Here is a 22083-nt window from a genome sequence, read left to right on the forward strand (position 1 = left end):
GGCGCGGGGTGTCGCGGGGCGCCGAGGAGGGCCGACGCGGACCGGGACCGACGACGGGGTCAGCCTGGTGCGGGGGTGCCCCGGCCACGCGGGGCGAAACCGGCCCCGGGTCCCTCGGGCGGGCTCCGCCGGGCGGCAGCCGCGAGGCGACCCGTGACCCCGGGGTGCATACCGGGGTCGTGTGTTCACCCCCGCCGACACCCAGGCCGCCTCCACCCGGGAGACGCTGGTCGTCGACCGTCCGCCGGTCGCGGCGCTGGCACCGCCCGGCCTCGGTGGCCTCGCCCCGGTCTGGACGAGCTCGGGGCGGTGGTCGTGCCCCTGTCACCGCTCGCCGCTCCCCCGGTCCTGCCAGGCCGGGTGCCCCCGCTCCTGGTCAGGAGCCACGCGAAGGACGACGGGACCGTCCCCGACGCGCCCCGCCCGCTGGGACGGGCGGACGGGATCGACGGGCCCCGGTCAGCCCCCGGATCCTCGCCGAGGTACCAGCTCGCCGTGCCACCGGCGGGCCTGCGCGTCGGTGAGGCAGGCGACCTGGTCGATGACCACCCGCAGCCGCCCCGTGTCGTCCGGGGCCCGGAGCCAGGCTGGCAGGAAGGCCGGATCGAGCGCGTCCGGCGCCCGGTCCAGCAGCGCCCCGACCAGTTCGGCCAGCAGCTCCCGCTGCCCCGCCTGCGCCGCGAGACGACGCGGATCGCTCATGACGTAGCGGACCGCCAGGGACTTCAACACCGCCACCTCGGCCGCCACCTCCGCCGGGACGACCAGCTCGGCGGCGTACCGGACGAGCGGCCCGGGACCGAACTTGTGCCGGGTGCCCGCGATCGCCGCCGAGGCGAACCGTCCGACGAGTTCACTGGTCAGGCGCTTCAACGCCACCTGGGCTCGCAGGCCACCGTCGTACTCCAGGACATCGGCGACCACGGGCAGCCGAGCGAGGCGAGCGGCGGCGGTCTCCAGCTCGGCGACCCCGTCCACGGAGAAGTTCGCGGCCGCGAGTTCGGCAAGGGCGCGCCGCTCCACGGCGTCGGTGAGGACGCGCAGCGAGATCCGCCCGGCCACCACGCCGTCCTCGACGTCGTGCACCGAGTAGGCGACGTCGTCGGCCCAGTCCATCACCTGCGCCTCCAGGCAGCGCGGCGGGTCGGCCTCCCCCGGGGAGGAGCCGGCTCCGCTGACCGGAGCCCCGTCCCGCACCCAGTCGAAGACCGCCTGGTCCTCGGCGTACACGCCGAACTTCCGCTGCCCGGCACGTCGCGGCCACGGGTACTTGACCGTGGCGTCCAGGGAGGCCCTGGTGAGGTTCAGACCGGCCACCCGCTGCTCGGCGTCGATCGACTTCGGTTCCAGCCGCGTCAGGATGCGCAGCGTCTGCGCATTGCCCTCGAACCCCCCGCAGGAGGCGGCCAGCTCGTTCAACGCCTGCTCACCGTTGTGGCCGAACGGTGGATGGCCGATGTCGTGGGCGAGTCCGGCGGTGTCCACCACGTCGGGGTCACACCCCAGCTCGGCGCCGATGCCCCGGCCGATCTGCGCGACCTCCAGCGAGTGGGTGAGCCGGGTGCGGGGCACGTCTCCCTCGTCCGGCCCCACCACCTGCGTCTTACCCGCGAGACGGCGCAGGGCGGCGGAGTGCAGCACCCGGGCGCGGTCCCGGGCGAACGGGCTGCGCTGTTCGCCGTGCACGCCGGGCAGGGCGGCTTGCTTGGGCTGCTCGGGGAGCAGCCGGGCCACGTCGTGCTCACGGTACCGCTGGTTCATCGGGGCAAGCCTACGGCCTGCCGCTGCCCGGGCGGTGTGAGCGTGCCCCCATCGGCGCCCGCGATCCGGGGTCCGACCTGCGGATCTTCGAGGGTACCGCCGCGCCGCGCCGCACCCCGGGCCGCCTCACCCCCTGGCCCCGGCCGTGCCGCCACCCCCGTGGTCGGTGCCCCGCGCCCCGCGACGAACGGGCCGGCCCTCAGCCCAGGCCCGTTTGCGCGTCCACCGCCACCGGGGCGTGCGTGGCGCGGTAGTGCAACAACGCGGCCGTCTCGCGGATGATGTACCGGGCCTGCCGCTCCCGGGTCTGCACGATGGGACCCCGCCGGGTGGGTGAGGCGCTGGCGTCCAGTCCGGCGTCCCTGGCCATCGTGACCGCCCGCAGCGAGTGCCAGGGATCGCTGACGATCACCGCGCTCCGCCACCCCTGGCGCTCGGCCTCCTCGGCGGCCGCCCGGACGCTGCCGAGGGTGTCGCTGCCCTCCCCGACCGGGACGATGGCCGCCTCGGGAACTCCTCGGTCGACCAGCCAGTTCCGGCCCGCCTCCGCCTCGGTGTACACGTCGCCGGCTCGGCTTCCCCCCACGGTGAGGACCCGGTCGGCGACGCCGTCCGCGTAGAGCTGCGCGGTGTGCTCGAGGCGGGCTTCCAGGACGGCGGAGGGACGGCCGTTGTACTGCGCGGCGCCCAGCACGATGACGACGTCCGCCGGTCCCCGGTCGTCGTCGCGGGCGACCTGCCAGACGCGGAAAAGGGTGCCGCCGACCACGAGCAGGCCCATCAGGAGAACACCGATCACGGTCCTGGTGAACAGACGTCGAAGCCGGGAGCCACGGGAGGACGGAGTGGCGACCACGGGAGAATGGTGGCAGAAGGCCCGGCGACGCGCTCGGCCCGTCGATCTTTTGACGCCGTCCTCACCTGCCCGCTCACCGCACCCGCTCCACCGGCACCGGTCCGAGGGCACCCCCCTCCCGGGGGACGGTCACCGCCACCGACCTCCCACCACGGACCGCCGGGCGCTTCTCCCGATCCGGGCCCGGCCGGGCGGCGACCGCGGGGGCGGGGCGGCCGGGCGGCGGGGACGCTCGTTCCCCGCCCGTGCTCCGGACCGCGCTCCCGCGCCCCGGGTGAGCGGCCGCGGTGACGGTCCGGCGCGCGGTCGGCTCGACAACCCGGACGACCCAGTACACCTCGATCATGTCGCGACACCCCGCCCGAACCCTGCTCCTCATCAGCGGAAGCACCCGCCGGGGGTCCGTGAACTCCTCCGCCCTGGCCACGGCCGCGTCCACCCTGCCCGAGGGGTGGCAGGCCACCACCTGCTCGGCGCTGGCCGACCTGCCGCACTTCACGCCCGACCTCGACGGCGAGGCGATCCCGGGGTCCGTCCGCGACCTCCGCACGGCGGTCCGCGCCGCCGACGCCCTGCTGTTCTCGACGCCGGAGTACGCGGGAACCCTCCCCGGAGCGTTGAAGAACCTGCTGGAGTGGACGATCGGTGACACCGTCATGACCGGTAAGCCGGTGGCGTGGCTGAACTGCTCGACCGCGCCAGGACGCGCGGCGGGCACCTACCGGACGCTGCGAACCGTCCTCACCTACACCGCCGCACGCGTCGTCGAGGACGCCTGCCTGGACGTGCCGGTGGAACGGCGGCTGATCGGGGCGGACGGCGTGGTCACCGACGCCGACGTCCGGCACCGGATCGGCACCTCGGTGCGCGCGTTGACGACGGCGGCCACCCGCACCCGGCCCTGACCGCGCTCACGGCGGGTCCGAGCCCGCCTCCGGCGCGGGAGGCGGGCTCGGACGGCCGCCCGGACCAGGACGCCACCGGCTTCCCGCCCCCGACACCGGCCGCGCCGACATCGGACCCGGAGCCGCCCACCGCCTGGCCGTGCCGGCGGGTTGGTCCGGTCACCCGCTTGCCCCGGTCGCCGCCATCCACGAAGGTGCAGCCATGTCAGCAGCGCATCCCACCATCCTCGCCACCTCCGGCGGCCTGCTGCGGGGCCACCGCACCGAACTGGAGTTCGCGCCGCTCCTGCACCATGCCGTCGACCTCTCGGGTGTGCGCGGCCGCCGGCCCGTGATCTGCCACGTCGGGACCGCCGGCGGTGACCAGCGGTGGTTCAACGCGGCCGTGTCGGAGGCCGGCCAGCTCGCCGGGGTCGAGGTCCGGCACCTCAACCTGTTCCCGATGCCGCCGACCGCCGACCTCGACGACTACGTCCGGTCCTGCGACGTCGTCTGGGTGAACGGCGGGTCCGTGGCCAACCTGCTCGCGGTCTGGCGGGTGCACGGCCTGGACACCGTGTTCCGCCGCGCCTGGGAGTCCGGCGTCGTCCTCGGCGGCGTGTCCGCCGGGTCGATCTGCTGGTTCCGGGGCGGCACCACCGACTCCTTCGGTCCGGAGCTCCGGATCGTCGACAACGGACTGGGCCTGCTCCCCTACGGCAACGGCGTGCACTACGACAGCGAGGCCGCGCGGCGGCCAGCCGTCCATGCCGGGGTGGCCTCGGGCGAGTTGCCGGACACCTACTGCACGGACGACGGCGTGGGCCTGGTGTTCCGCGGCACCGACCTCGTGGAGGCCGTGACCGAGCGCCCGGGCAAGGGCGCCTACCTGGTCACGCGCGACCGGACGGGCGCCGGGGTGACCGAGCGGCGCATCGAACCCCGCGCCCTGCCCTGAGCCGACCGGCACCCGCCCGCCGTGGGGCCGGGGTTCGGAAGACCGGCGACCCGCACCGGGCCGAGGTGGGGCGACCAGCCCCGCCCGCCCCGGGAGGGCGCCGGCGGCTGATCGCCGCCACGCGACCCCTCCCGGGGACCTCCGCGTCTCAGCAGCCGACGAGGCGGGCGGCCAGGTAGGACTCCAGCTGGTCCATCGACACCCGCTCCTGCGACATGGTGTCCCGCTCGCGCACGGTCACCGCGTTGTCGTTCAGCGAGTCGAAGTCGATCGTGACGCAGAAGGGCGTGCCGATCTCGTCCTGACGGCGGTAGCGGCGGCCGATGGCCCCGGCGTCGTCGAAGTCGATGTTCCAGTTCCTGCGCAGCGCGGCGGCGAGGTCACGCGCCTTCGGCGAGAGGTCGCTGTTCCGCGACAGGGGGAGGACGGCGACCTTGACCGGGGCGAGCCGGCGGTCCAGCTTGAGCACCACGCGCGTGTCGACGCCGCCCTTGGCGTTGGGTGCCTGGTCCTCGTGGTAGGCGTCGACGAGGAAGGCCATCATCGGGCGGCCCACCCCCGCCGCCGGCTCGATCACGTACGGCCGGTACCGGGAACCGGTCTTCTGGTCGAAGTACGACAGGTCGACACCCGAGTTGTTGCTGTGGGTGGTCAGGTCGAAGTCGGTGCGGTTGGCGATGCCCTCCAGCTCGCCCCACTCCTGCCCCGCCGAGAACCCGAAGCGGTACTCGATGTCCACCGTCCGCTTCGCGTAGTGGGACAGCTTCTCCTTCGGGTGCTCGTAGTGCCGGAGGTTCTCCCGGGCGATGCCGAGGTCGGTGTACCAGTCGGTGCGGAAGTCGATCCAGTACTGGTGCCAGGTCTCGTCCTCACCGGGCTCGACGAAGAACTCCATCTCCATCTGCTCGAACTCCCTGGTCCGGAAGATGAAGTTGCCCGGCGTGATCTCGTTGCGGAAGGACTTGCCGATCTGGCCGATGCCGAACGGCGGCTTCCGCCGCGAGGTGGTGAGCACGTTCAGGAAGTTGACGAAGATGCCCTGCGCCGTCTCGGGCCGCAGGTAGTGCAGGCCCTCGTCGCTCTCGACCGCGCCGAGGTGGGTCTTGAGCATCATGTTGAACTCGCGGGGAGCGGTGTACTGGCCGCGCGTGCCGCAGTTGGGGCAGGGCACGTCGCCGAGGTCGCCCTCCAGCACCTCCTTGCCCGTGCGCTCCGCGTACTCCTCGGCCAGGTGGTCGGCGCGGTAACGGCGGTGGCAGGACAGGCACTCCACGAGCGGGTCGTGGAAGGCGCCCACGTGACCGGAGGCGACCCACACGTCGCGGGGGAGGATCACCGAGGAGTCCAGACCCACGACGTCCTCGCGGCCCTGCACCATCGCCTTCCACCACTGGCGCTTGATGTTGTCCTTCAACTCCACGCCCAGCGGACCGTAGTCCCACGCCGACCTGGTCCCGCCGTAGATCTCACCGCTGGGGTAGACGAAGCCACGGCGCTTGCACAGGTTGACGACGGTGTCGATCCGATCGGCGGGCACGGGTACTCCAATGACGGTGTGAGCGGTACTGACGCGCGATGCACCAAGAGTAGCGACACCGACCTGGTGGCTCCGCGCGCCCCGGGACGGCCCCCGGGGACCAGGCGACCGGGGGGGGTGTCCGCTGCCGGGCTCACACCGGGTGACCGTCAGGCGTCGGCCGGGGAGGACTCCAGCTCGGCGATCACGACGCGGTTGTCCTCGTACCCGTCCTGACCGCCGACGAACTCGCCGCCGCAGGTGACGAGGACGAGGCGGTGCGGCCCCTGCTGGCCGAACAGGTCCTCCGCCCGCGCGGGCAACTCGTCCTTGTGCAGGGTGAAGACCTCGACCGTCCGGTAGACCCAGGTGCCGCCGTCGACGTCGGTGACCTCGACGCGCTGGCCGACCTGGGCGCGGTGCAGCTGGTCGAAGGGACCGTCCTGCCCTCGCCAGTTGACGTGCCCGGACATCACCGAGGCTCCACTGGCGGCACCGAGCCCCGCGCCCCACCAGGCCGCCTCGCCCAGGTCCTCCGGAATCGGGAGGACACCGTCGATCACCTCCGTGCGCACCAGGGTCGCCACCCCGCCGTCGGCGAGCCGGACCGTGCCGGGCGGTTGCGGGGCGTCGGTGACCGGGGCGGAGGGCTGGTCGGGGACGGCCGGGGGCGGAACGGCCGATGGTTCCGCTGCCGGCCGCTCACTGCTCGTCGGCGCCGCCACCACCTCGGGCGCGTCGTCGTCCGAGGCGATCAGGACGGCGACGAGCACCCCGAGCAGCGCTGCCGCGACCCCGGCCGAGACGAGGCCGATCCACTTCCGCGCGCCGCGACGCGGGCGCTGGCTGTCGCTGGAGTCCGACGGGTAACCCTGCTGCGAGTACATGGCCAGTCTTCCTCGGTGCGCTCGATGTCGATGCCCGGTTCGCCGCCGCTGGCGCGTCGTCACCGGACGTGAGACCGCATCAGCCTGCCAGCCAGGACCCGGCGGAGGTAACCGCCCGATCGGAGGACGAAGGTCCACTCGGACGGTGCAGCGAGCTGGGAACGGTCACCGACGGGGGATCTCGGGCCCGGCCGCCTCCCCCAGCCGCACCGTGCCCGCGTCGTCGGCGAGCAGGCTGTCGGACCGGGTGACCACCCCGCCCTCCCCCTCGGCCAGCACCTCGTACACCGCCGACTCGGCCGGCAACGCTTCGGCGAGCAGCGGAACGACGTGTTCCCGCACCTCGAACGGTGAGAGCGCCCGCCGGTAGGCGGTCACCGACTCGAAGCGGGCGACCAGGACCCACCGGCGGGCGTCCTCGGTGGCCCGTGCCAGCCGCGCGTCCAGGCAGCCGGACTGGTCGCTGAGCAGCCGCAGTGCCCGTTCGGCGCGTTCGGCGAAGCGGGTCCGCTCCGAGTCGGGCACGTCGAACGGGCAGATCATCAACACGGCGGGGGTCCTCTTCTCGGTGGTGGCAGGATCTGGGGACGGACGACACCAGTGTGTCCGGCGCCACGAGGCGACGCGGAGCGGGTGGGAGGTCAGCGATGGGCGGATCCGGTGGAGGAACGCGACAGGACCGCGACCGCGGGGCGGAGGGGCCGCTCAGCCGGGTGCCGCCGGCGGTGGCGTTCGTGGTGGTCCTGGCCGTGTTCCTCACCGGGGTCTGGGCTGGTGGCCCGCTGGGCGCCGCGCTGTTGTCGGTGCTCCTGCTGTTCGCGCTCGGCCTGGTCGTCACCCGCTGGCACCACCTGCGACCGGCGGAACGGGCGGGCCGGGTACTGGTGGTGGCGGTGCTCGCCCTGGTGACCGCGTCGGTCCTCGTTCCCGCCCTGTCCTGACCGGTCCGGCCCCGGCCCCGGCACTGGCACTGGCACTGGCACTGGCACTGGCGGGGAGGACGCGGCGCGGTCACCGACCGGTTCCAGCGCCTACGATGTAGGGGAGCCTGGCACGCGTGCGGTGCCGGCCCCGTGCGCCGACCGTAGGAGATCACCATGCCCGCCCCCACCCCTCACGGGACTCGCGCGGCCACCCCGGCCGCCGGGGCGGCGGCCGACATCCCCGGCGGTGACCACTGCGGGGTGCGGGACGCGAGTCCGCGTCCGCTGCCCGACCAGGAGACCCTCGGCGCGGCGGGCGACCTGCTGCGCGCCCTGGCGGCGCCGGTCCGGATCGCGATCGTGCTCCAGCTCAGGGCCGGTGACCGCTGTGTCCACGAGCTGGTCGACGCGCTCGAGGTCGCCCAACCGTTGATCAGCCAGCACCTGCGCGTCCTCAAGTCGGCGGGGGTGGTGCAGGGCCGCAGGCAGGGCCGCGAGGTGGTGTACCGCCTGGTCGACGAGCACCTGGCGCACATCGTGGTGGACGCGGTGACGCACGTGGAGGAGCCGGGCGAGCGGCAACGCCCCGAACGCACCGCCGGTGCCCGCGCACCGGCGACGACGCCCTGACGGAGGTTTCGTGACCGTTGACAAGAAGCCTGTCGCCGTGCCTGGCCTGCGGGCCACCCGGCAACGGGCGGCGGTGTCCAGCCTGCTGGCCAGGCAGACTGACTTCCGGTCGGCGCAGGAAATCCACGAGGAGCTCCGCCGCAGCGGCGAGGGCATCGGTCTGACCACGGTGTACCGGACACTCCAGAGCCTGGCGGAGGCCGGTGAGGTCGACACCCTGCGCACCGACTCGGGTGAGGCGATCTACCGGCGCTGCTCCAGCCATCACCACCACCACCTGGTGTGCCGGCACTGCGGGCGGACGGTCGAGGTCGAGGGTCCCGCCGTCGAGCGGTGGACCAGCAGGGTCGCCCAGGAGCACGGCTTCACGAACGTCAGCCACACCCTGGAGATCTTCGGCGACTGCGAGGGCTGCCACGCGGGGTCCGGCTCGGGGGGCTGACCGCCCTCGCCCCGGTCGACCGAAGCGCTTCCCGGAGCCGGTCTCGGGCGCCGCCGTCGCGCCGCTGCCCCGATCCTCGCCGCCCACACCCCGGTGGCACCGATCGCCACCACGGCGAGGTGGTCGTGCCGCCCCGGTGTCCCGCACCGGTCTCCGCGCCCACCCGGACGATCTCCGGCGGGCGTCGCCCGAGCCGCAGCCCTCCCCCGGGGCCGTGGGCCACCACCTCCCCGCCACCGACGCCGACGTGCCGGTCCGCGCGGAGGCGGCCCAGCGGAACGGGGCGACGTCGTCGGGTTCTCCTGGCTGGCCCCGTGTGCGCTCCGCCAGCTAGCGGCCCACTCGCGCCGTGGCGTGCCCGGCTCTCCGTGCGGACCGGACGACCGGGCGGCCGCACACGCCGCGAGGGGCCGCACCGCGACACCGACGACCACACCCTGACGATCCTGGGGTGCCACCGGCGAGCGGACCGCCCGCACCCGCGGGCGGCCGAGGACGAGACCCGACCCCGGTCGCCGGCCGCGCTGACGCCCTTGATCGAGGCGCACACCGCCGACAGTCCTTCACCGGGGCGGGAGCCCTGCCGGTAGCGGAGACCGGGGACGGGCGAGGCGCGCCTCGCCCGCCGGAGCCGGCATGGGCTTCCCCGGGCGTCGGATCGGGGAGGCCCCGAACCCGACGAGGCCCTGCGCCGTGGGTACGCCGGGGCGGCGCTGCCGCGACGGGGCAGGAGAGTGCGGGCTGGCCGGCCGGATCAGTACTCGTAGGGGTCGCTGGGCGGTTCCACCGCACGGACCGACTCGCTGACGAACGTGGGAACGTGACCGTTGGCGGCGGTGGCGGAGTCCGGAACCACCTCCCCGGTCACCTCCACCCAGGAGTCCGTCTCGTGATCGGCGAACTCGGCGAGCGCCGGTCCCTCGATCCGGAGCTTCACCGGCACGGCGTCGGCCGCGCAGCACATGATGCGCACCCGGGCGACGTGCACGGCGTCCGCGTCGTGGACGACGAACCCGGTGACCCGCACGGTACGGCCGTCGAGGGTGCCGGACCTGTCCCACACGGTGCGCATCACGACGTCGGTGATCTGGAGCTCGGCGACCTCGTCCGAGGCGTCGATCGGCTGGAAGAGACCACCTCCCGCCGGTTCCTCGTCGGAGACGATGGACCGGCTACCGGCCCGCTGCACCGAGTCGGCGCCGAGCGCCGGCGGAGCGACCAACAGGATGGCCAGCACCGGGACGAGGAGCATCCACGTCGACCGCCCGGAGCCGTGCTCGTGGTCGTGGCCGTCGTCGGAGGGGCCGCCCGGAGCGCCGTCGTGGGAGTGGCCACCGACCGGCTCGGGCCGGTTGCGGTGCGCGCTGATGTCCCTGGCTATGGCCAGCGCGGCGACCAGGATCATCGCCACACCGGCGAAGACCACCAGCGGCAGGAGCGAGGCCCGCACGTAACGCAGGTAGGTCTCGTTCCAGGAGATCTTCAACAGCGCGCCGCCCAACAGGATCAGCAGCACGTTCTGGGTCTCACGTCGCACCGTGGCCGCCTTCCTCGTCGCTCCCCGTCGGTACCGCCGCGCTGGATCGCCTCGACCCGCGCGGGACGATCACGAGGCCCCCAGCAGTGGAACACCGACCGCGAGGGCGCACACCACCGCCACCACGAAGGTCGCCGGGGCGAACCGGGCGGCGAACGCCCTGCCGAAGGTGCCGGACTGGAGCGCGATGAGCTTCACGTCGACCGCCGGCCCCACCACCAGGAACACCAGTTTCGCGGTGAGCGGTATCCCCGGAAGCGAGGCCACCACGAACGCGTCGGCCTCGCTGCACAGCGCCAGGACGACCGCCAGCAGGGCCATCACCACCACGGCGAGGGCGAGCTGTCCGCCGAGGGAGTCCATCCACTCCGCGGGCACCGCCACGTTCAGCACCGCCGCCGCCAGGCCACCCAGCACCAGGAAGCCCCCGGCCTCCACCAGGTCCTGGCGCACGGTCTCCACCAGCACCCGCCACCGCGGCCCGGTCCGGTCGGCGCGTACCCGCCGCAGCGCGCGCTCCGCGATCCACTCCGTGCGCCCCAGACGCAGCCACAGCCAGCCCATCACCACGGCGGTGAGCAGGGAGGCGACGAACCGGGCGACCACCATCGCCGGCTGGCCGGGGAACGCGATGGCCGTCGCGACCAGCACGATGGGGTTCACCGCCGGAGCGGCCAGCAGGAAGGTGAGCGCCACGGCCGGGGCCACCCCGCGTTGCATGAGCCGCCGGGCCACCGGCACCGAGGCGCACTCGCACCCGGGCAGCGCCAGCCCCGCCGCGCCGGCCACCGGCACCGCCGCCGCGCTGTTGCCCGGCAACGCCCTCCGCAACGCGCTCTCCGGGACGTAGGCGACGATCAGCCCGCTCACGATGACACCGAGCAGCAGGAAGGGGAACGCCTGCACGCACACGGCGACGAAGACGGTCGCTCCCGTCCGCACGGCCGGGTTGTCCAGCACCCCGACGAGGGCGTCCTGGAACACGACGGCGAGCACGAGCAGCAGGCACAGCACCTCCAGGGACCCGATCCGCGACCGCCAGCCGCGTGGCTCGACCCCCCTGCCGGTCCCCTCCGAGGGATCTGCCCGCTCCGGGGTTCCCGTTGTCACTGCCGCCTCCCCTGCCGACGGTCGTATGGGTGGTGTCAGCGCTGGTCGACCAGCTCGGTCCGCAACTGCGACGCGGTGGAGACGACCAGCATCAGCAGGGTGCTGAGCGGGGCGGACCCGAGTCCCTCCGCGGGGAAGGCGTACCGGAGGGTGACGTCCATGCCCCGGTCGGTGCGGATGACCCCCAGCGTCCCGAAGAGCCCTTGACCGGCCCGCTCCGCGGCGGACCGGGCCAGTTCGGCGTCGTCGGGCAGGTCCCAGGCGACCACGCAGGTCAGGCTGAGCATGGTGAGCCCCTCGACCAGTTCGGTGCTCTGCACCGCGCAGGGGACGTCTCCGTGCCGGAAGGTGAGCGCGCCGTCGTCGTCGACGACCACGTCGTGGTACCGCTCCAGCGCCTCCCGGGCGGCGGCGAGCAGCGAACCGGTGCGCACCGCCTCGGGGTGGGGCGCGGTGTCGGGTGCCGGGTGGTCGGTCACGGGTGTTCCTCCTGGTGTCCCCGGCCGCTCCGGGGGGTCTCGCGGTGGGTGGGTCGCCGGGTCACCGGGCGTCGCCGGCGGGCCGCTGGTCGGCCTCGCCCACCCCGTCACCGCCCTTCCCCTCGGTGTCCTCGTCGTCACCGGGTTCGACGTCCCACTCCCCGTCCGTGGGGTCGGGAGTGACCTCCCGCTCCTCCCAGGACGGCAGGTCCTCCCGCTCGGGATGCGTCTCGGTGGCCGGGACGTCGGCGGCGACCGGGGTCTTCACACCCCCGAACCGGCGGTCGCGCCGAGCATAGATGTCGCAGGCCTTCCACAGCTCACGCCGGTCGAAGTCGGGGAACAACGTGTCCAGGAAGACCATCTCGGCGTAGGCCGACTGCCACAACATGAAGTTGGAGGTCCGCTGCTCGCCCGAGGGGCGCAGGAACAGGTCGACGTCGGGCATGTTCGGCTCGTACAGCCGCCGGGTCAGCATCCGCTCGTCGATCCGTTCCGGGTTGAGCTTGCCCGCGGCGACGAGCCGGCCGAGCTCCCGGGCGGCGTCGGCGATCTCCGCCCGGCCCCCGTAGTTCACGCACATGGTGAGGGTGAGGACGTCGTTGTCCTTGGTCCGCTCCTGGGCGATCTCCAGCTCCCGGATCACGCTCCGCCACAAGCGGGGCCGACGACCGGCCCACCGCACGCGCACGCCGATGGAGTCCAGGTAGTCGACCTGGCGGCGGATGACGTCCCGGTTGAACCCCATGAGGAAGCGCACCTCCTCGGGGCTGCGCTTCCAGTTCTCGGTGGAGAACGCGTAGACCGACAACCACTTCACGCCGAGCTCGATGGCCCCGCCGACGACGTCGATGAGCACCGCCTCACCCCGCCGGTGGCCCTCGGTGCGGGGCAGGCCTCTCGCCCGCGCCCACCGGCCGTTGCCGTCCATGACCAGGGCGACGTGGTTGGGCACCAGTTCCCGGGGGATGGCGGGGGGCTGGGCGCCGGAGGGATGTGGGTCCGGGGCGGAGACGCCGGACCGCTCCCGGCCCCACCGGTGACGACTCAGCATGTGATGTGCCTACCTCCTCGACGTGTGGGAACGGCGCGGCCGGCCGTGGGCGCCAGCGAACGGCCTGGCGCCGGGTCGGACGCGGCCACCGACGCCGTGGCGGGCGGTGGAACCGCCGTCACCCGTGCGGGTCCCGGGCCGTGTCGGCATCGCCCGGGCCGGGACGGCGTGCTCCCGGTGTGCCGTTCCCCGCGACCGCCCATCCTGCCTGACCGCCCTCCGCAGCGATCAGCGGGTGGCTGCTCACTCCCCTGGCGGTCGCCCAGGAGTCACCGGGGCGACGGTGCGTTCGCCGGACACCGGGGTTCGGGTGTCCCGCGACTCATCCGTGGTCACCGGGCCACCGGCGACGGGTCCGCGTCCGCCGAGGCGTTGTCGGCGCCGTGCTCCGGGTCGGCGGGCCACGGGGCGTCGTCCCCGGGCCGGTCGACCAGGGCCAGGGACCGCAGCTGCCGCTCCACGTGCCACTGCACGTGCGCGGCGACCAGGCCGGCTCCCTCCCGGCGACTGGCGGCGCTGGCCGCCTCGGCGTCCGCCCAGTCCCCGTGCAGCAGGGCCGCCAGCAGTTCGAGGGTCTCCGGGGCGGGGGAGACCGAGCCGGGGGGACGGCAGGTCGGGCACACCGACCCACCAGCGGGCACGTTGAACGCCCGGTGCGGTCCCGGCTCTCCGCAGCGGGCGCACTCCAGCAACGCCGGCGCCCAACCCGCCTGCGTCATCGCCCGCAGCAGGAAGGCGTCCAACACCAGGGTCGGTTCCCGTTCCCCGTTGGCCAGGGTGCGCAACGCCCCCACCACCAGCAGGTAGATCCGCATGGCCGGGGTGCGTTCCTCGGGGGTGAGCCGGTCGGCGGCCTCCAGCACGGCCGAGGCGGCCGTGTAGCGCTCGTAGTCACCGACCAGGCCGGCGCCGAAGGCGTCCAGGGTCTGCACCTGGGTGACGACGTCCAGGGTCCGACCGGTGTAGAGCTGGAGGTCGACGTGGCCGAAGGGTTCGAGCCTGGCGCCGAACCGGGACATCGTCCGCCGCACGCCCTTGCCGACGGCGCGGATCTTGCCGTGCCGCCGGGTCAGCAGGGTGATGATGCGGTCCGCCTCACCGAGCTTCTGCACACGCAGCACGACTCCGGTATCGCGGTACAGGCTCACCGGGCCATCCTGCCACCCGGGTGGCGCGGGCCGGGGGAGGGGCGCCGTCCGGAGGCACCACCGGGGGCACGTCCGTCCGCGTACGGGATCGCACGGGATGTCGTACCGCGCCGCTAGCGTGGCGGCCGGTCCTTCCCAGGCCCGACGAACCGCCACGCACGGAACCGGAGCACCGATGACCACCGCCGCACGCGAGATCACGCTCAGCCTGCCGATCGAGGACCGGCAACGGTCGATGGCGTTCTACCGCGACGCCTTCGGGTTCGCGTTGGTCGGCCCGCCGACCGAGGACGGCGTGCCCGAGCCGCTGGCGTTCCGGCTCGACGACCGCGTCCTGCTGGCGCTCATCCCCACGGAGGGCTTCGGCTGGGCGCTCGGCGACCGGGAGGTCGCCGCTCCGGGCACCAGCGAGTGCCTGGTGACGGTGTCGGTCGGGTCGTCGGCCGAGGCCGATGACCTGCTCGCACGGGTCATCCACGCCGGGGGTTCGGTGATCAGCGAGCTCACCGAGCAGCCGTGGGGTTACTCGGGTGTGTGCGCGGACCCCGACGGGCACGCCTGGCAGATCCACGTCGACCCGCCGTCGCCGTCCTGACCGGGCAGGCCGCCGGCCCCGGGGGGAAGCGCTCGAGGGCGTGCCGCCGCCCTGCTCATCCCGAGGCGGGCAGGAGCTCGGTGAGCAGGGCGACGACCCGGCGGTCGATCTCGTCGCGGATCGGTCGGACGTCCTCCACTCCCAGCCCCGCCGGGTCGTCGAGGCGCCAGTCCAGGTAGCGCTTGCCCGGGTAGACCGGGCAGGCGTCGCCGCAGCCCATCGTGATCACCACGTCGGCCGCGCGCACCGCGTCCTCGGTCAGGGGCTTGGGGAACTCACGACCCAGGTCCAGGCCGACCTCCGCCATCACCTCGACCACCACCGGGTTCACGGTGTCCGCCGGGGCGGAACCGGCCGAACGGACGGAGACCCGTCCCCCGGCGCGGTGGTGCAGCAGGGCGGCCGCCATCTGGGAACGGCCGGCGTTGTGCACGCAGACGAACAGGACCTCGGGTTGGGGGGACATGGCTGACTCCTCCGTGTCGTACGAGGAACGACGCAGGTCGCGCCGCCACCCGGCGGGAGCACCGGTGGTTCGGGCAGCACCGCTCCTCCTGCGAGCCCGGCTGGCGAACCCGCCGTGCGGTGGGTGGGTGGTGCGGACCGGCCCCGCCCCTCAGGCCCCACCCCCGGTGCGGGTGGGGCTGAGCTCGCGGTCATCGTCCGTCCGGTCGTCGGGGGTGGCGAACAGGCGCCGCGCCCACAGCGCCACGTACACGAGGCCGACCAGGACGGGGACCTCGATCAGCGGGCCGACCACGCCGGCGAGCGCCTGCCCGCTGGTGAGGCCGAACGTGGCGATGGCCACCGCGATGGCCAGTTCGAAGTTGTTGCCGGCCGCGGTGAAGGCCAGGGTCGTGGAGCGTTCGTAGCCCAGTCCCAGCACCCGGCCCAGCGCGAAGGAGCCGGCCCACATCGCGGCGAAGTAGACGAGCAGCGGCAGCGCGATGCGGGCGACGTCCCACGGCCGGCTGGTGATCTGCTCCCCCTGGAGCGCGAAGAGCACGACGATGGTGAACAGCAGCCCGTACAGGGCCAGGGGGCCGACCCGGGGCAGGAACCGGTTCTCGTACCAGTCCCGTCCGCGTGCGCGCTCGCCGAGCCGGCGCGTGAGGTAGCCGGCGAGCAGGGGAACCCCCAGGAAGATCAGCACGGACCTGGCGATGTCCCAACCGGAGACCGCCAGCTCGGCCTGGGGGAGGCCGAGCCAGCCGGGCAGCACCGACAGGTAGAACCACCCCAGCGCCCCGAAGGCCACCACCTGGAAGACCGAGTTGAGGGCGACCAGCACGGCGGCGGCCTCACGGTCCCCGCACGCGAGGTCGTTCCAGATGATGACCATGGCGATGCAGCGGGCCAGGCCGACGATGATCAGGCCGGTGCGGTACTCGGGCAGGTCCGGGAGGAGCAGCCAGGCCAGCGCGAACATCAGCGCGGGTCCGACCACCCAGTTCAGCACCAGGGAGGAGAGCAGGAGCCGGCGGTCGGAGGTGACGGTGTCGAGCCGGTCGTAGCGGACCTTCGCCAACACCGGGTACATCATGACCAGCAGGCCGACCGCGATGGGCAGCGAGATCCCGTCGATCTGGACGGTGTCCAGTGCCGACCCGAGACCGGGAACCGCGCGGCCCGCGGCGAGGCCGGCCAGCATCGCCGCCAGGATCCAGAGGGGAAGCAGCCGGTCCAGGGTGGAGAGGCGCCCCACCACCCCGCTTTCGGCGGTGCCGTTCACGTGCCCACCCGCTCAGGCAGCGCGGATGCCGTCAGCACCGTCGCGAGCGCTCCGAGCGCGGCGGGCCGAACCCGGTAGTAGATCCAGGTGCCCCGTCGCTCCCCGTCGATGAGCCCAGCCTCACGCAGGACCTTGAGGTGGTGCGAGATCGTGGGTCCGGTCAGGTCGAACGCGTCCGTCAGATCGCACACGCAGGCCTCTCCGCCCGCGTGGGAGGCGACGAGGGACAGCAACCGGAGCCGCACCGGATCGGCCAACGCCTTGAACATCCGGGCGAGCTCGGTCGACTCGTCGGCGGAGAGGGGCCGACGCATCAGCGGCGAGCAGCACAGGGCCTCGACGTCCACCGCCGGGGGATGCTTCGACATGCGTCAATCTTGACATACATCTATTTAGAGAGCAATCTAGCCAAGCTTGTTTCGATGCCTGTCTATGCAAGGGAGTACTCATGGCACGCCTGCAACTGGCCCTCCGGGTGGGTGACCTGAACGCCTCGATCGCCTTCTACCGCAAGCTCCTGGGCGTCGAGCCGGCCAAGCTGCGTCCCGGCTACGCCAACTTCGCCGTCACCGAACCGCCGCTCAAGCTCGTGCTGCTGGAGGGCGAGCCCGCGCAGGACACCGCCCTGGACCACCTCGGCGTCGAGGTCGAGACCAGCGAGCAGGTCGGCACGGCGACCCGCCGCCTGTCCGAACTGGGCCTGTTCACCGAGGTGGAGAACGACACGACCTGCTGCTACGCGGTGCAGGACAAGGTCTGGGTCCACGGCCCGGGCCAGGAACCGTGGGAGGTCTACGTCGTCAAGGACGACTCCGCCGTGTACGGCACCAACCCGGAACTGACCACCACACCCGAGCAGGCAGCACCGAGCGCGTGCTGTTCCTGAGCACCCGGCGGACACCCGGTGGGCGCGCATGGCCGCTCACCGGGTGCGCGACCGGTGGTCCGGTGGACCGCGAACGGCCCACCAGCTCGACCCGACCCGCCGGCCCGGCCGCCCGGCTCCGGGCCACCGCCGCCGCGATCCGAACCGTCCCGCCCCGCCCACAAGATCGACACCTTCGGTAGTTGTGGAGGGACCGCGCGACGTTCGGGAGGTTGGGTGAACAACGGTGGCCACAGCACGACGGGTCTGCTGGCCGGGGTGGCGACGACGATGGCGCTGGCCCCACCGGCCGGAGTGGAACCGACGGTCCCCCTCTTGCTCACCGGCGGCCTGGTGGCCGCCGGAGCGGCGCTCCTCCCCGACATCGACCACGAAGGCTCCACCATCACCAGGTCCGGGGGCGCGCTGACCGCACTGCTGGCCGGCGGGATCCAGTCGGCGTCCCGGTTCGCCTACCGCGCGACCCGCACCCGGCACGACCTGCCCGGCGACGGGGCACACCGCTACCTGACCCACACCCCGGTCGCCGCCCTGACCGTCGGGCTGGTCGTCGGCCTCGCCCAACAACTCACCCACTGGGTGATCGTGGGAGTCCTGCTGCTCTGCCTGACCGCGTCAGTCCGGTCCCTCAGCTACGCGCTCCCGCGCGGCGTGCGGCGGGTCACCCTCGCCCACCGGAGGCTCTGGTCGGCCGGCTACGCCATCGTCCTCACGGTCGCGCTCGTCCACACCGGCGCCACCGAGGGCATGGGGTGGCCGCTCGGAGCCGTCGTCGCGGTCGGGATGCTGGTCCACGTGGCCGGCGACGCCGTGACCGAGTTCGGGGTTCCGCTGGCCTGGCCGGTCCGGCTGCGCTGCCCGTCCCGGGCGTGCCGGCGCGCGACGCGGTCCCGCCGGCGGCGGCGCTGCCCAGGCCGGCGCTGGCACCGGCTGCACCTGCTGCCCCGACGTCTCCGCTTCCGGAGCGGCAGCCAGGTGGAGAAGGTCGTGCAGGCGGTCAGCCTGCTCGGCACCGGAGGACTGCTGCTGGCGGTGGGCCTGACCGGTTGACCGTCCCGTCCCCGACCGCCGTCCCACGGCCTCACCCCGGAACCCGGGTCGACCGCCACCCGGGAGCCCGTCAACCGGAACGGCGGGACCGGGGCGGTGTCAGAAGCCGAGCCGGCGGAGCTGCTTGGGGTCGCGCTGCCAGTCCTTGGAGACCTTCACGTGCAGGTCCAGGTAGATCTTCGTCCCCAGCAGCTTCTGGATGTGCTGCCGCGCACTCGCCCCCACCTCGCGGAGCCGCTGGCCGCGCTGCCCGATGACGATGGACTTCTGGCTCGGTCGCTCCACGTGGACCACCGCGTAGACGTCCACCAGGTCGTCCCGCCCCTCCCGGGGCGCCATCTCGTCGATGGTCACCGCGATGGAGTGCGGCAGTTCGTCCCGCACCCCCTCCAACGCGGCCTCCCGGATCAGCTCGGCCACCAGCGTGGCCTCCGGCTCGTCGGTGAGCTCCCCGTCCGGGTAGAGCGGGGGGCCGACCGGGAGCCGGCCGACCAGCAGATCGGCCACGACGTCCACCTGGTAGCCGTCCACGGCCGAGACGGGCACCAGCTCGGCGAAGTCCATCAGTTCCTGGAGCGCCAGCAGCTGCTCGGCGACCCGCTGCTGCGGTACGAGATCGGTCTTGGTGACGATGCCCACCACGGGCGTCTTGCGGGCGATCGACCGCAACTCGGTGGCGATGTACTTGTCGCCGGGGCCGATCCGCTGGTCAGCCGGGACGCAGAACCCGACGACGTCGACCTCCGACCAGGTCTCCCGGACCACGTCGTTGAGCCGCTGCCCGAGCAGGGTGCGCGGGCGGTGCAGGCCCGGGGTGTCCACGACCACGAGCTGGGCGTCCGGGCGGTGCACGATGCCCCGAATGGCGTGCCGGGTGGTCTGGGGCTTGCTGGAGGTGATGGCCACCTTCGTGCCGATCAACGCGTTCGTCAGGGTGGACTTGCCCGCGTTCGGGCGCCCGACGAAGCAGGCGAAGCCGGACCGGAAGTCGTCAGCCGGGGTGGTCATGCCCCCATTGTCGCTGACGGTGCCGCACCTCTCGGCACCCCGGCCCGTCACCAGCGCTCCCGGGAGGAACCTCCCGAGCGGGGGCACCACGACGCGGCTTCCCGCCCTCCTGCTGGCGCACACCACCGGCGCCGGTCCCGCACCCGCCGCCAGGCTGACGGGAGCGGCGGAGCACGGCGGGCGGACGCACCGGCCGGGGGCGCGGCGGGGCGCCGCACGTTCCACTCGGCCGCACCGGCGCGCGGTGTCCGGTGCCCGTCCAGCGCGGCTCAGCCGTCGACGGCCCCGGCGCTCGCCACGGCCCCGGTGGCGTCCGCGCGGATCAGCAGCGCACCAGGGGTGAGGTCGCGCACCACGGCACGGGAGGCCTCGTCGACGTCGCCGGCGTCGGTGACCACGGCCACCGCCTCCAGCCCCTCCGCACCACTGGCCACGGCCGCGGCGACGGCCGCCTGGACGGCGGTGAGCCGCAGCGACGGCAGCGCGACGGTGGCCGCCGCGTAGGTGCGGCCGTCCAGGTCCCGCACCGCCGCGCCCTCGGCCGCGCCCGTACGGGCGCGCGCCGACCTCGCGAGGACCACGATCTTGCTGTCTTCCTGACCCAGTTCAGCGGTGACGGCCGGCGATTCAGCCACGGGCGGCGCTTCCTTCCTGGTCATGACTGTCAGCGATCGCCCGCTGGGCCGCCTCGGCCTCCGCGGGCTCGGTGTCCAGGGCGCTGGTGGGCCGGCGGCGAGCGGCGCCGGTCCGACGCGCCAGCAGCGTCGTGATCCGAATCCGTCCCCGGCTGTCCTTGCCGCCCTCCGCGCGCAGCCACAGACCGTCGATGTCGGCCTCCGCACCGGGCAGCGGAACACGGCCCAGCCGGTGGGCCAACAAGCCACCGGCGGTGTCGACGTCGTGTTCCTCCAGCTCGAGGTCGAACAGCTCCGCGAGGTCGTCCAGCGGCAACCGGGCGCTCACCCGCGCGGTGCCGTCCGGCAGCATCTCGACCGGCGGGCGTTCCCCCACGTCGTGTTCGTCAGTGATCTCGCCGACGATCTCCTCGAGGATGTCCTCGATCGTCAGGAGACCCGCGGTGCCGCCGTACTCGTCCACCGCGATCGCCAGGTGGTTGCGGGAGACCTGCATCTCCTTGAGCAGGTCCACCAGCCGCTTGGAGTCGGGTACCAGCGCGACCGGCCGCATCAGGTCGGAGACGGCGGTGTGCGTGCCCGAGGTGCGGTCGAGGGCGGCCGGGCCGCTCGACTCCACCGCGTGCCGCACCAGGTCCTTCAGGTTGACCACGCCGACGATGTCGTCGACGCTCTCGCCGATCACCGGCACCCGCGTGTACCCGGTGCGCAGGCACAGCGCCAGGGCCTGCCGCACGGTCTTGTGCTGCTCGATCCACACGATCTCGGTGCGGGGCACCATCACCTCCCGGGCGACGGTCCCGCCGAGGTCGAAGATCGAGTGGATCATCTGGCTCTCGCCCGCCGCGACCACGCCCCGCTGCTCGGCCATGTCGACCAGCTCACGCAGCTCGACCTCGGAGGAGAACGGCCCCTCCCGGAACCCCCGGCCCGGGGTGATCGCGTTGCCGACCAGGATGAGCAGCCGGCTCAACGGGCTGAGCACCCGGGCGAGCAGCCACACCGGTCCGGCCAGCAGGCAGCCCACGCCGTAGGGGTGCTGCCGGCCGATCGTCCTCGGGCCCACCCCGATGAGGGCGTAGGACACGACGAGCATGACCAGCCCGGCGATGAGCACCGCCAGCCAGTCGGGGTCGAAGGCCTCCACCACCACGACCGTGACCAGCACGGTCGCCGTGAGCTCGCACCCCAGGCGCAGCAGCACGAGCAGGTTGATGTGCCGGGGCCGGTCGGCGACGACGGCGGCGAGCCGGGAGGCTCCGTTCCGCCCGGCCCGCACCATCTCCTCGACGCGGGCTCGGGAGACGGTGCTGATCGCCGAGTCCGCCGCCGCGAACACCCCGGCCAGCGCCACCAGCAGGACCGCGACCGGGAGGAACACCGGAAGGCTGGACATGCTCACGCTCCTCGCCTCAGCTGCCGGGTTCGCCCGACCGGTGGTCTGGCGCCTCGGCCCCGGGACCGTCGTCGAGCCCGGCCGCGCCCAGCACCCGGGAGTCGGCGCTGTGCTGCCTGGCGAGCCGCCGGGCCTCGGTGAACTCGTGTTGGAACTCGGCGAGCAGCCGGTTCTGCAACGCGAACATCTCCCGCTCCTCGGCGGGTTCGGCGTGGTCGTAGCCGAGGAGGTGCAGCACGCCGTGGATGGTCAGCAGGTGCAGCTCGTGGCTGAGGCTGTGGCCGGCCTTCTTGGCCTGGTCCCGGGCGAACTCGGGGCACAGCACGATGTCCCCCAGCAACGCGGGACCGGAACCGCCGGCGTCCGGCCGGCGCGCCGAGTCCAGCTCGTCCATCGGGAAGGCCATCACGTCGGTCGGGCCTGGCAGGTCCATCCAGCGTTCGTGCAGGTCGGACATCGTGTCCAGCTCCACGAGCAGCACCGACAGCTCGGCGAGCGGGCTGACCCCCATCTGGTCGAGGGCGTACCGCGCGGCCGCCACCACGGACTTCTCGTCGATGGCCACGCCGGATTCGTTGGCGATCTCGATACTCATG

25 protein-coding genes are annotated in these 22083 nt (G+C 73.5%); 8 read left to right on the forward strand and 17 right to left on the reverse strand.

Annotation, left to right across the window (positions count from 1 at the left end; genetic code table 11):
• Positions 1 to 459: 459 nt before the first annotated feature.
• Together ACTIDRAF_RS0205760 and ACTIDRAF_RS0205765 are read right to left on the reverse strand one after the other, a co-directional pair.
• On the reverse strand, positions 460 to 1761 hold the full coding sequence (locus tag ACTIDRAF_RS0205760; RefSeq protein WP_016697769.1) for a deoxyguanosinetriphosphate triphosphohydrolase: 1302 nt from the start codon (positions 1759 to 1761) through the stop codon (positions 460 to 462).
• A 199-nt stretch (positions 1762 to 1960) separates the two neighbouring features.
• A complete protein-coding gene (locus ACTIDRAF_RS0205765) occupies positions 1961 to 2542 on the reverse strand; it encodes a YdcF family protein (RefSeq protein WP_052168716.1) in 582 nt (193 codons plus the stop codon).
• A 419-nt stretch (positions 2543 to 2961) separates the two neighbouring features.
• Between ACTIDRAF_RS0205765 and ACTIDRAF_RS0205775 the strand changes: the two genes are divergently transcribed.
• Positions 2962 to 3522 carry an NADPH-dependent FMN reductase gene (locus ACTIDRAF_RS0205775; protein ID WP_016697772.1) on the forward strand — a complete coding sequence of 187 codons (561 nt, stop codon included), beginning with the start codon at positions 2962 to 2964 and terminating at the stop codon, positions 3520 to 3522.
• Positions 3523 to 3724: 202 nt separating this feature from the next.
• Positions 3725 to 4459 (forward strand): Type 1 glutamine amidotransferase-like domain-containing protein, encoded by a 735-nt coding sequence (locus tag ACTIDRAF_RS0205780; RefSeq protein ID WP_016697773.1) that lies wholly within the window; start codon positions 3725 to 3727, stop codon positions 4457 to 4459.
• 148 nt (positions 4460 to 4607) lie between these two features.
• Here the strand turns inward: ACTIDRAF_RS0205780 and ACTIDRAF_RS0205785 are convergent, their stop codons facing one another.
• From ACTIDRAF_RS0205785 to ACTIDRAF_RS0205795, 3 genes are all read right to left on the reverse strand, one after another.
• Entirely contained in the window at positions 4608 to 5996 is a 1389-nt protein-coding gene (locus ACTIDRAF_RS0205785) for a glycine--tRNA ligase (protein ID WP_016697774.1), read from the reverse strand.
• A 149-nt stretch (positions 5997 to 6145) separates the two neighbouring features.
• A complete protein-coding gene (locus ACTIDRAF_RS0205790; protein WP_016697775.1) occupies positions 6146 to 6862 on the reverse strand; it encodes a class F sortase in 717 nt (238 codons plus the stop codon).
• A gap of 165 nt (positions 6863 to 7027) precedes the next feature.
• Entirely contained in the window at positions 7028 to 7405 is a 378-nt protein-coding gene (locus ACTIDRAF_RS0205795; RefSeq protein WP_157162875.1) for an antibiotic biosynthesis monooxygenase family protein, read from the reverse strand.
• Between the two features lie 59 nt (positions 7406 to 7464).
• Between ACTIDRAF_RS0205795 and ACTIDRAF_RS27440 the strand changes: the two genes are divergently transcribed.
• The 3 genes from ACTIDRAF_RS27440 (at position 7465) to ACTIDRAF_RS0205810 (ending at position 8857) form a co-directional block, all read left to right on the forward strand.
• Positions 7465 to 7803: a DUF6703 family protein gene (locus tag ACTIDRAF_RS27440; protein ID WP_342626673.1), complete on the forward strand. Its 339-nt coding sequence runs from the start codon at positions 7465 to 7467 to the stop codon at positions 7801 to 7803.
• Between the two features lie 156 nt (positions 7804 to 7959).
• Positions 7960 to 8415 (forward strand): ArsR/SmtB family transcription factor, encoded by a 456-nt coding sequence (locus ACTIDRAF_RS0205805; RefSeq protein WP_016697778.1) that lies wholly within the window; start codon positions 7960 to 7962, stop codon positions 8413 to 8415.
• Positions 8416 to 8425: 10 nt separating this feature from the next.
• Positions 8426 to 8857, forward strand: coding sequence for a Fur family transcriptional regulator (locus ACTIDRAF_RS0205810; RefSeq protein ID WP_026065817.1), 432 nt, complete (start codon positions 8426 to 8428; stop codon positions 8855 to 8857).
• Positions 8858 to 9611: 754 nt separating this feature from the next.
• Here ACTIDRAF_RS0205810 and ACTIDRAF_RS0205825 read toward each other — a convergent pair.
• From ACTIDRAF_RS0205825 to recO, 5 genes are all read right to left on the reverse strand, one after another.
• A complete protein-coding gene (locus ACTIDRAF_RS0205825; RefSeq protein ID WP_016697782.1) occupies positions 9612 to 10394 on the reverse strand; it encodes a TIGR03943 family putative permease subunit in 783 nt (260 codons plus the stop codon).
• 69 nt (positions 10395 to 10463) lie between these two features.
• On the reverse strand, positions 10464 to 11504 hold the full coding sequence (locus ACTIDRAF_RS0205830; protein WP_016697783.1) for a permease: 1041 nt from the start codon (positions 11502 to 11504) through the stop codon (positions 10464 to 10466).
• Positions 11505 to 11539: 35 nt separating this feature from the next.
• Positions 11540 to 11983: a YbjN domain-containing protein gene (locus ACTIDRAF_RS0205835; protein ID WP_016697784.1), complete on the reverse strand. Its 444-nt coding sequence runs from the start codon at positions 11981 to 11983 to the stop codon at positions 11540 to 11542.
• Between the two features lie 61 nt (positions 11984 to 12044).
• Positions 12045 to 13037 (reverse strand): isoprenyl transferase, encoded by a 993-nt coding sequence (locus tag ACTIDRAF_RS27445; protein WP_016697785.1) that lies wholly within the window; start codon positions 13035 to 13037, stop codon positions 12045 to 12047.
• 332 nt (positions 13038 to 13369) lie between these two features.
• On the reverse strand, positions 13370 to 14185 hold the full coding sequence (gene recO / locus ACTIDRAF_RS27450) for a DNA repair protein RecO (protein ID WP_016697786.1): 816 nt from the start codon (positions 14183 to 14185) through the stop codon (positions 13370 to 13372).
• A gap of 175 nt (positions 14186 to 14360) precedes the next feature.
• On the opposite strand from recO, the gene ACTIDRAF_RS0205850 reads away from it, so the two are divergent.
• Positions 14361 to 14780 carry a VOC family protein gene (locus ACTIDRAF_RS0205850; protein WP_016697787.1) on the forward strand — a complete coding sequence of 140 codons (420 nt, stop codon included), beginning with the start codon at positions 14361 to 14363 and terminating at the stop codon, positions 14778 to 14780.
• Positions 14781 to 14835: 55 nt separating this feature from the next.
• Here ACTIDRAF_RS0205850 and ACTIDRAF_RS0205855 read toward each other — a convergent pair whose 3' ends face one another.
• The 3 genes from ACTIDRAF_RS0205855 to ACTIDRAF_RS0205865 form a co-directional block, all read right to left on the reverse strand.
• Complete coding sequence (locus ACTIDRAF_RS0205855) at positions 14836 to 15246, reverse strand: arsenate reductase ArsC (protein ID WP_016697788.1); 411 nt, start codon at positions 15244 to 15246, stop codon at positions 14836 to 14838.
• Between the two features lie 150 nt (positions 15247 to 15396).
• Entirely contained in the window at positions 15397 to 16512 is a 1116-nt protein-coding gene (gene arsB / locus ACTIDRAF_RS0205860) for an ACR3 family arsenite efflux transporter (RefSeq protein ID WP_016697789.1), read from the reverse strand.
• Positions 16509 to 16880, reverse strand: a complete 372-nt coding sequence (locus ACTIDRAF_RS0205865) for an ArsR/SmtB family transcription factor (RefSeq protein WP_039786002.1) — start codon at positions 16878 to 16880, stop codon at positions 16509 to 16511. The genes arsB and ACTIDRAF_RS0205865 overlap by 4 nt, the downstream gene beginning before the upstream one ends.
• Positions 16881 to 16960: 80 nt before the next feature.
• Between ACTIDRAF_RS0205865 and ACTIDRAF_RS0205870 the strand changes: the two genes are divergently transcribed.
• A complete protein-coding gene (locus ACTIDRAF_RS0205870; protein ID WP_016697791.1) occupies positions 16961 to 17398 on the forward strand; it encodes an ArsI/CadI family heavy metal resistance metalloenzyme in 438 nt (145 codons plus the stop codon).
• Between the two features lie 216 nt (positions 17399 to 17614).
• Positions 17615 to 18448, forward strand: a complete 834-nt coding sequence (locus ACTIDRAF_RS0205875; protein ID WP_016697792.1) for a metal-dependent hydrolase — start codon at positions 17615 to 17617, stop codon at positions 18446 to 18448.
• A gap of 99 nt (positions 18449 to 18547) precedes the next feature.
• Here ACTIDRAF_RS0205875 and era read toward each other — a convergent pair whose 3' ends face one another.
• The 4 genes from era to ybeY all read right to left on the reverse strand — a co-directional run bounded on the left by era (position 18548) and on the right by ybeY (position 22082).
• Positions 18548 to 19456: a GTPase Era gene (gene era / locus ACTIDRAF_RS0205880; RefSeq protein ID WP_026065819.1), complete on the reverse strand. Its 909-nt coding sequence runs from the start codon at positions 19454 to 19456 to the stop codon at positions 18548 to 18550.
• A 269-nt stretch (positions 19457 to 19725) separates the two neighbouring features.
• A complete protein-coding gene (locus tag ACTIDRAF_RS0205885; RefSeq protein WP_016697794.1) occupies positions 19726 to 20091 on the reverse strand; it encodes a hypothetical protein in 366 nt (121 codons plus the stop codon).
• Positions 20084 to 21487, reverse strand: coding sequence for a hemolysin family protein (locus tag ACTIDRAF_RS0205890; RefSeq protein ID WP_016697795.1), 1404 nt, complete (start codon positions 21485 to 21487; stop codon positions 20084 to 20086). The genes ACTIDRAF_RS0205885 and ACTIDRAF_RS0205890 overlap by 8 nt, the downstream gene beginning before the upstream one ends.
• A 16-nt stretch (positions 21488 to 21503) precedes the next feature.
• Complete coding sequence (gene ybeY / locus ACTIDRAF_RS0205895) at positions 21504 to 22082, reverse strand: rRNA maturation RNase YbeY (RefSeq protein ID WP_026065821.1); 579 nt, start codon at positions 22080 to 22082, stop codon at positions 21504 to 21506.
• Position 22083: the final 1 nt, after the last annotated feature.

It is taken from the genome of Actinoalloteichus spitiensis RMV-1378 (assembly GCF_000239155.1).
Lineage (GTDB): Bacteria > Actinomycetota > Actinomycetes > Mycobacteriales > Pseudonocardiaceae > Actinoalloteichus_B > Actinoalloteichus_B spitiensis.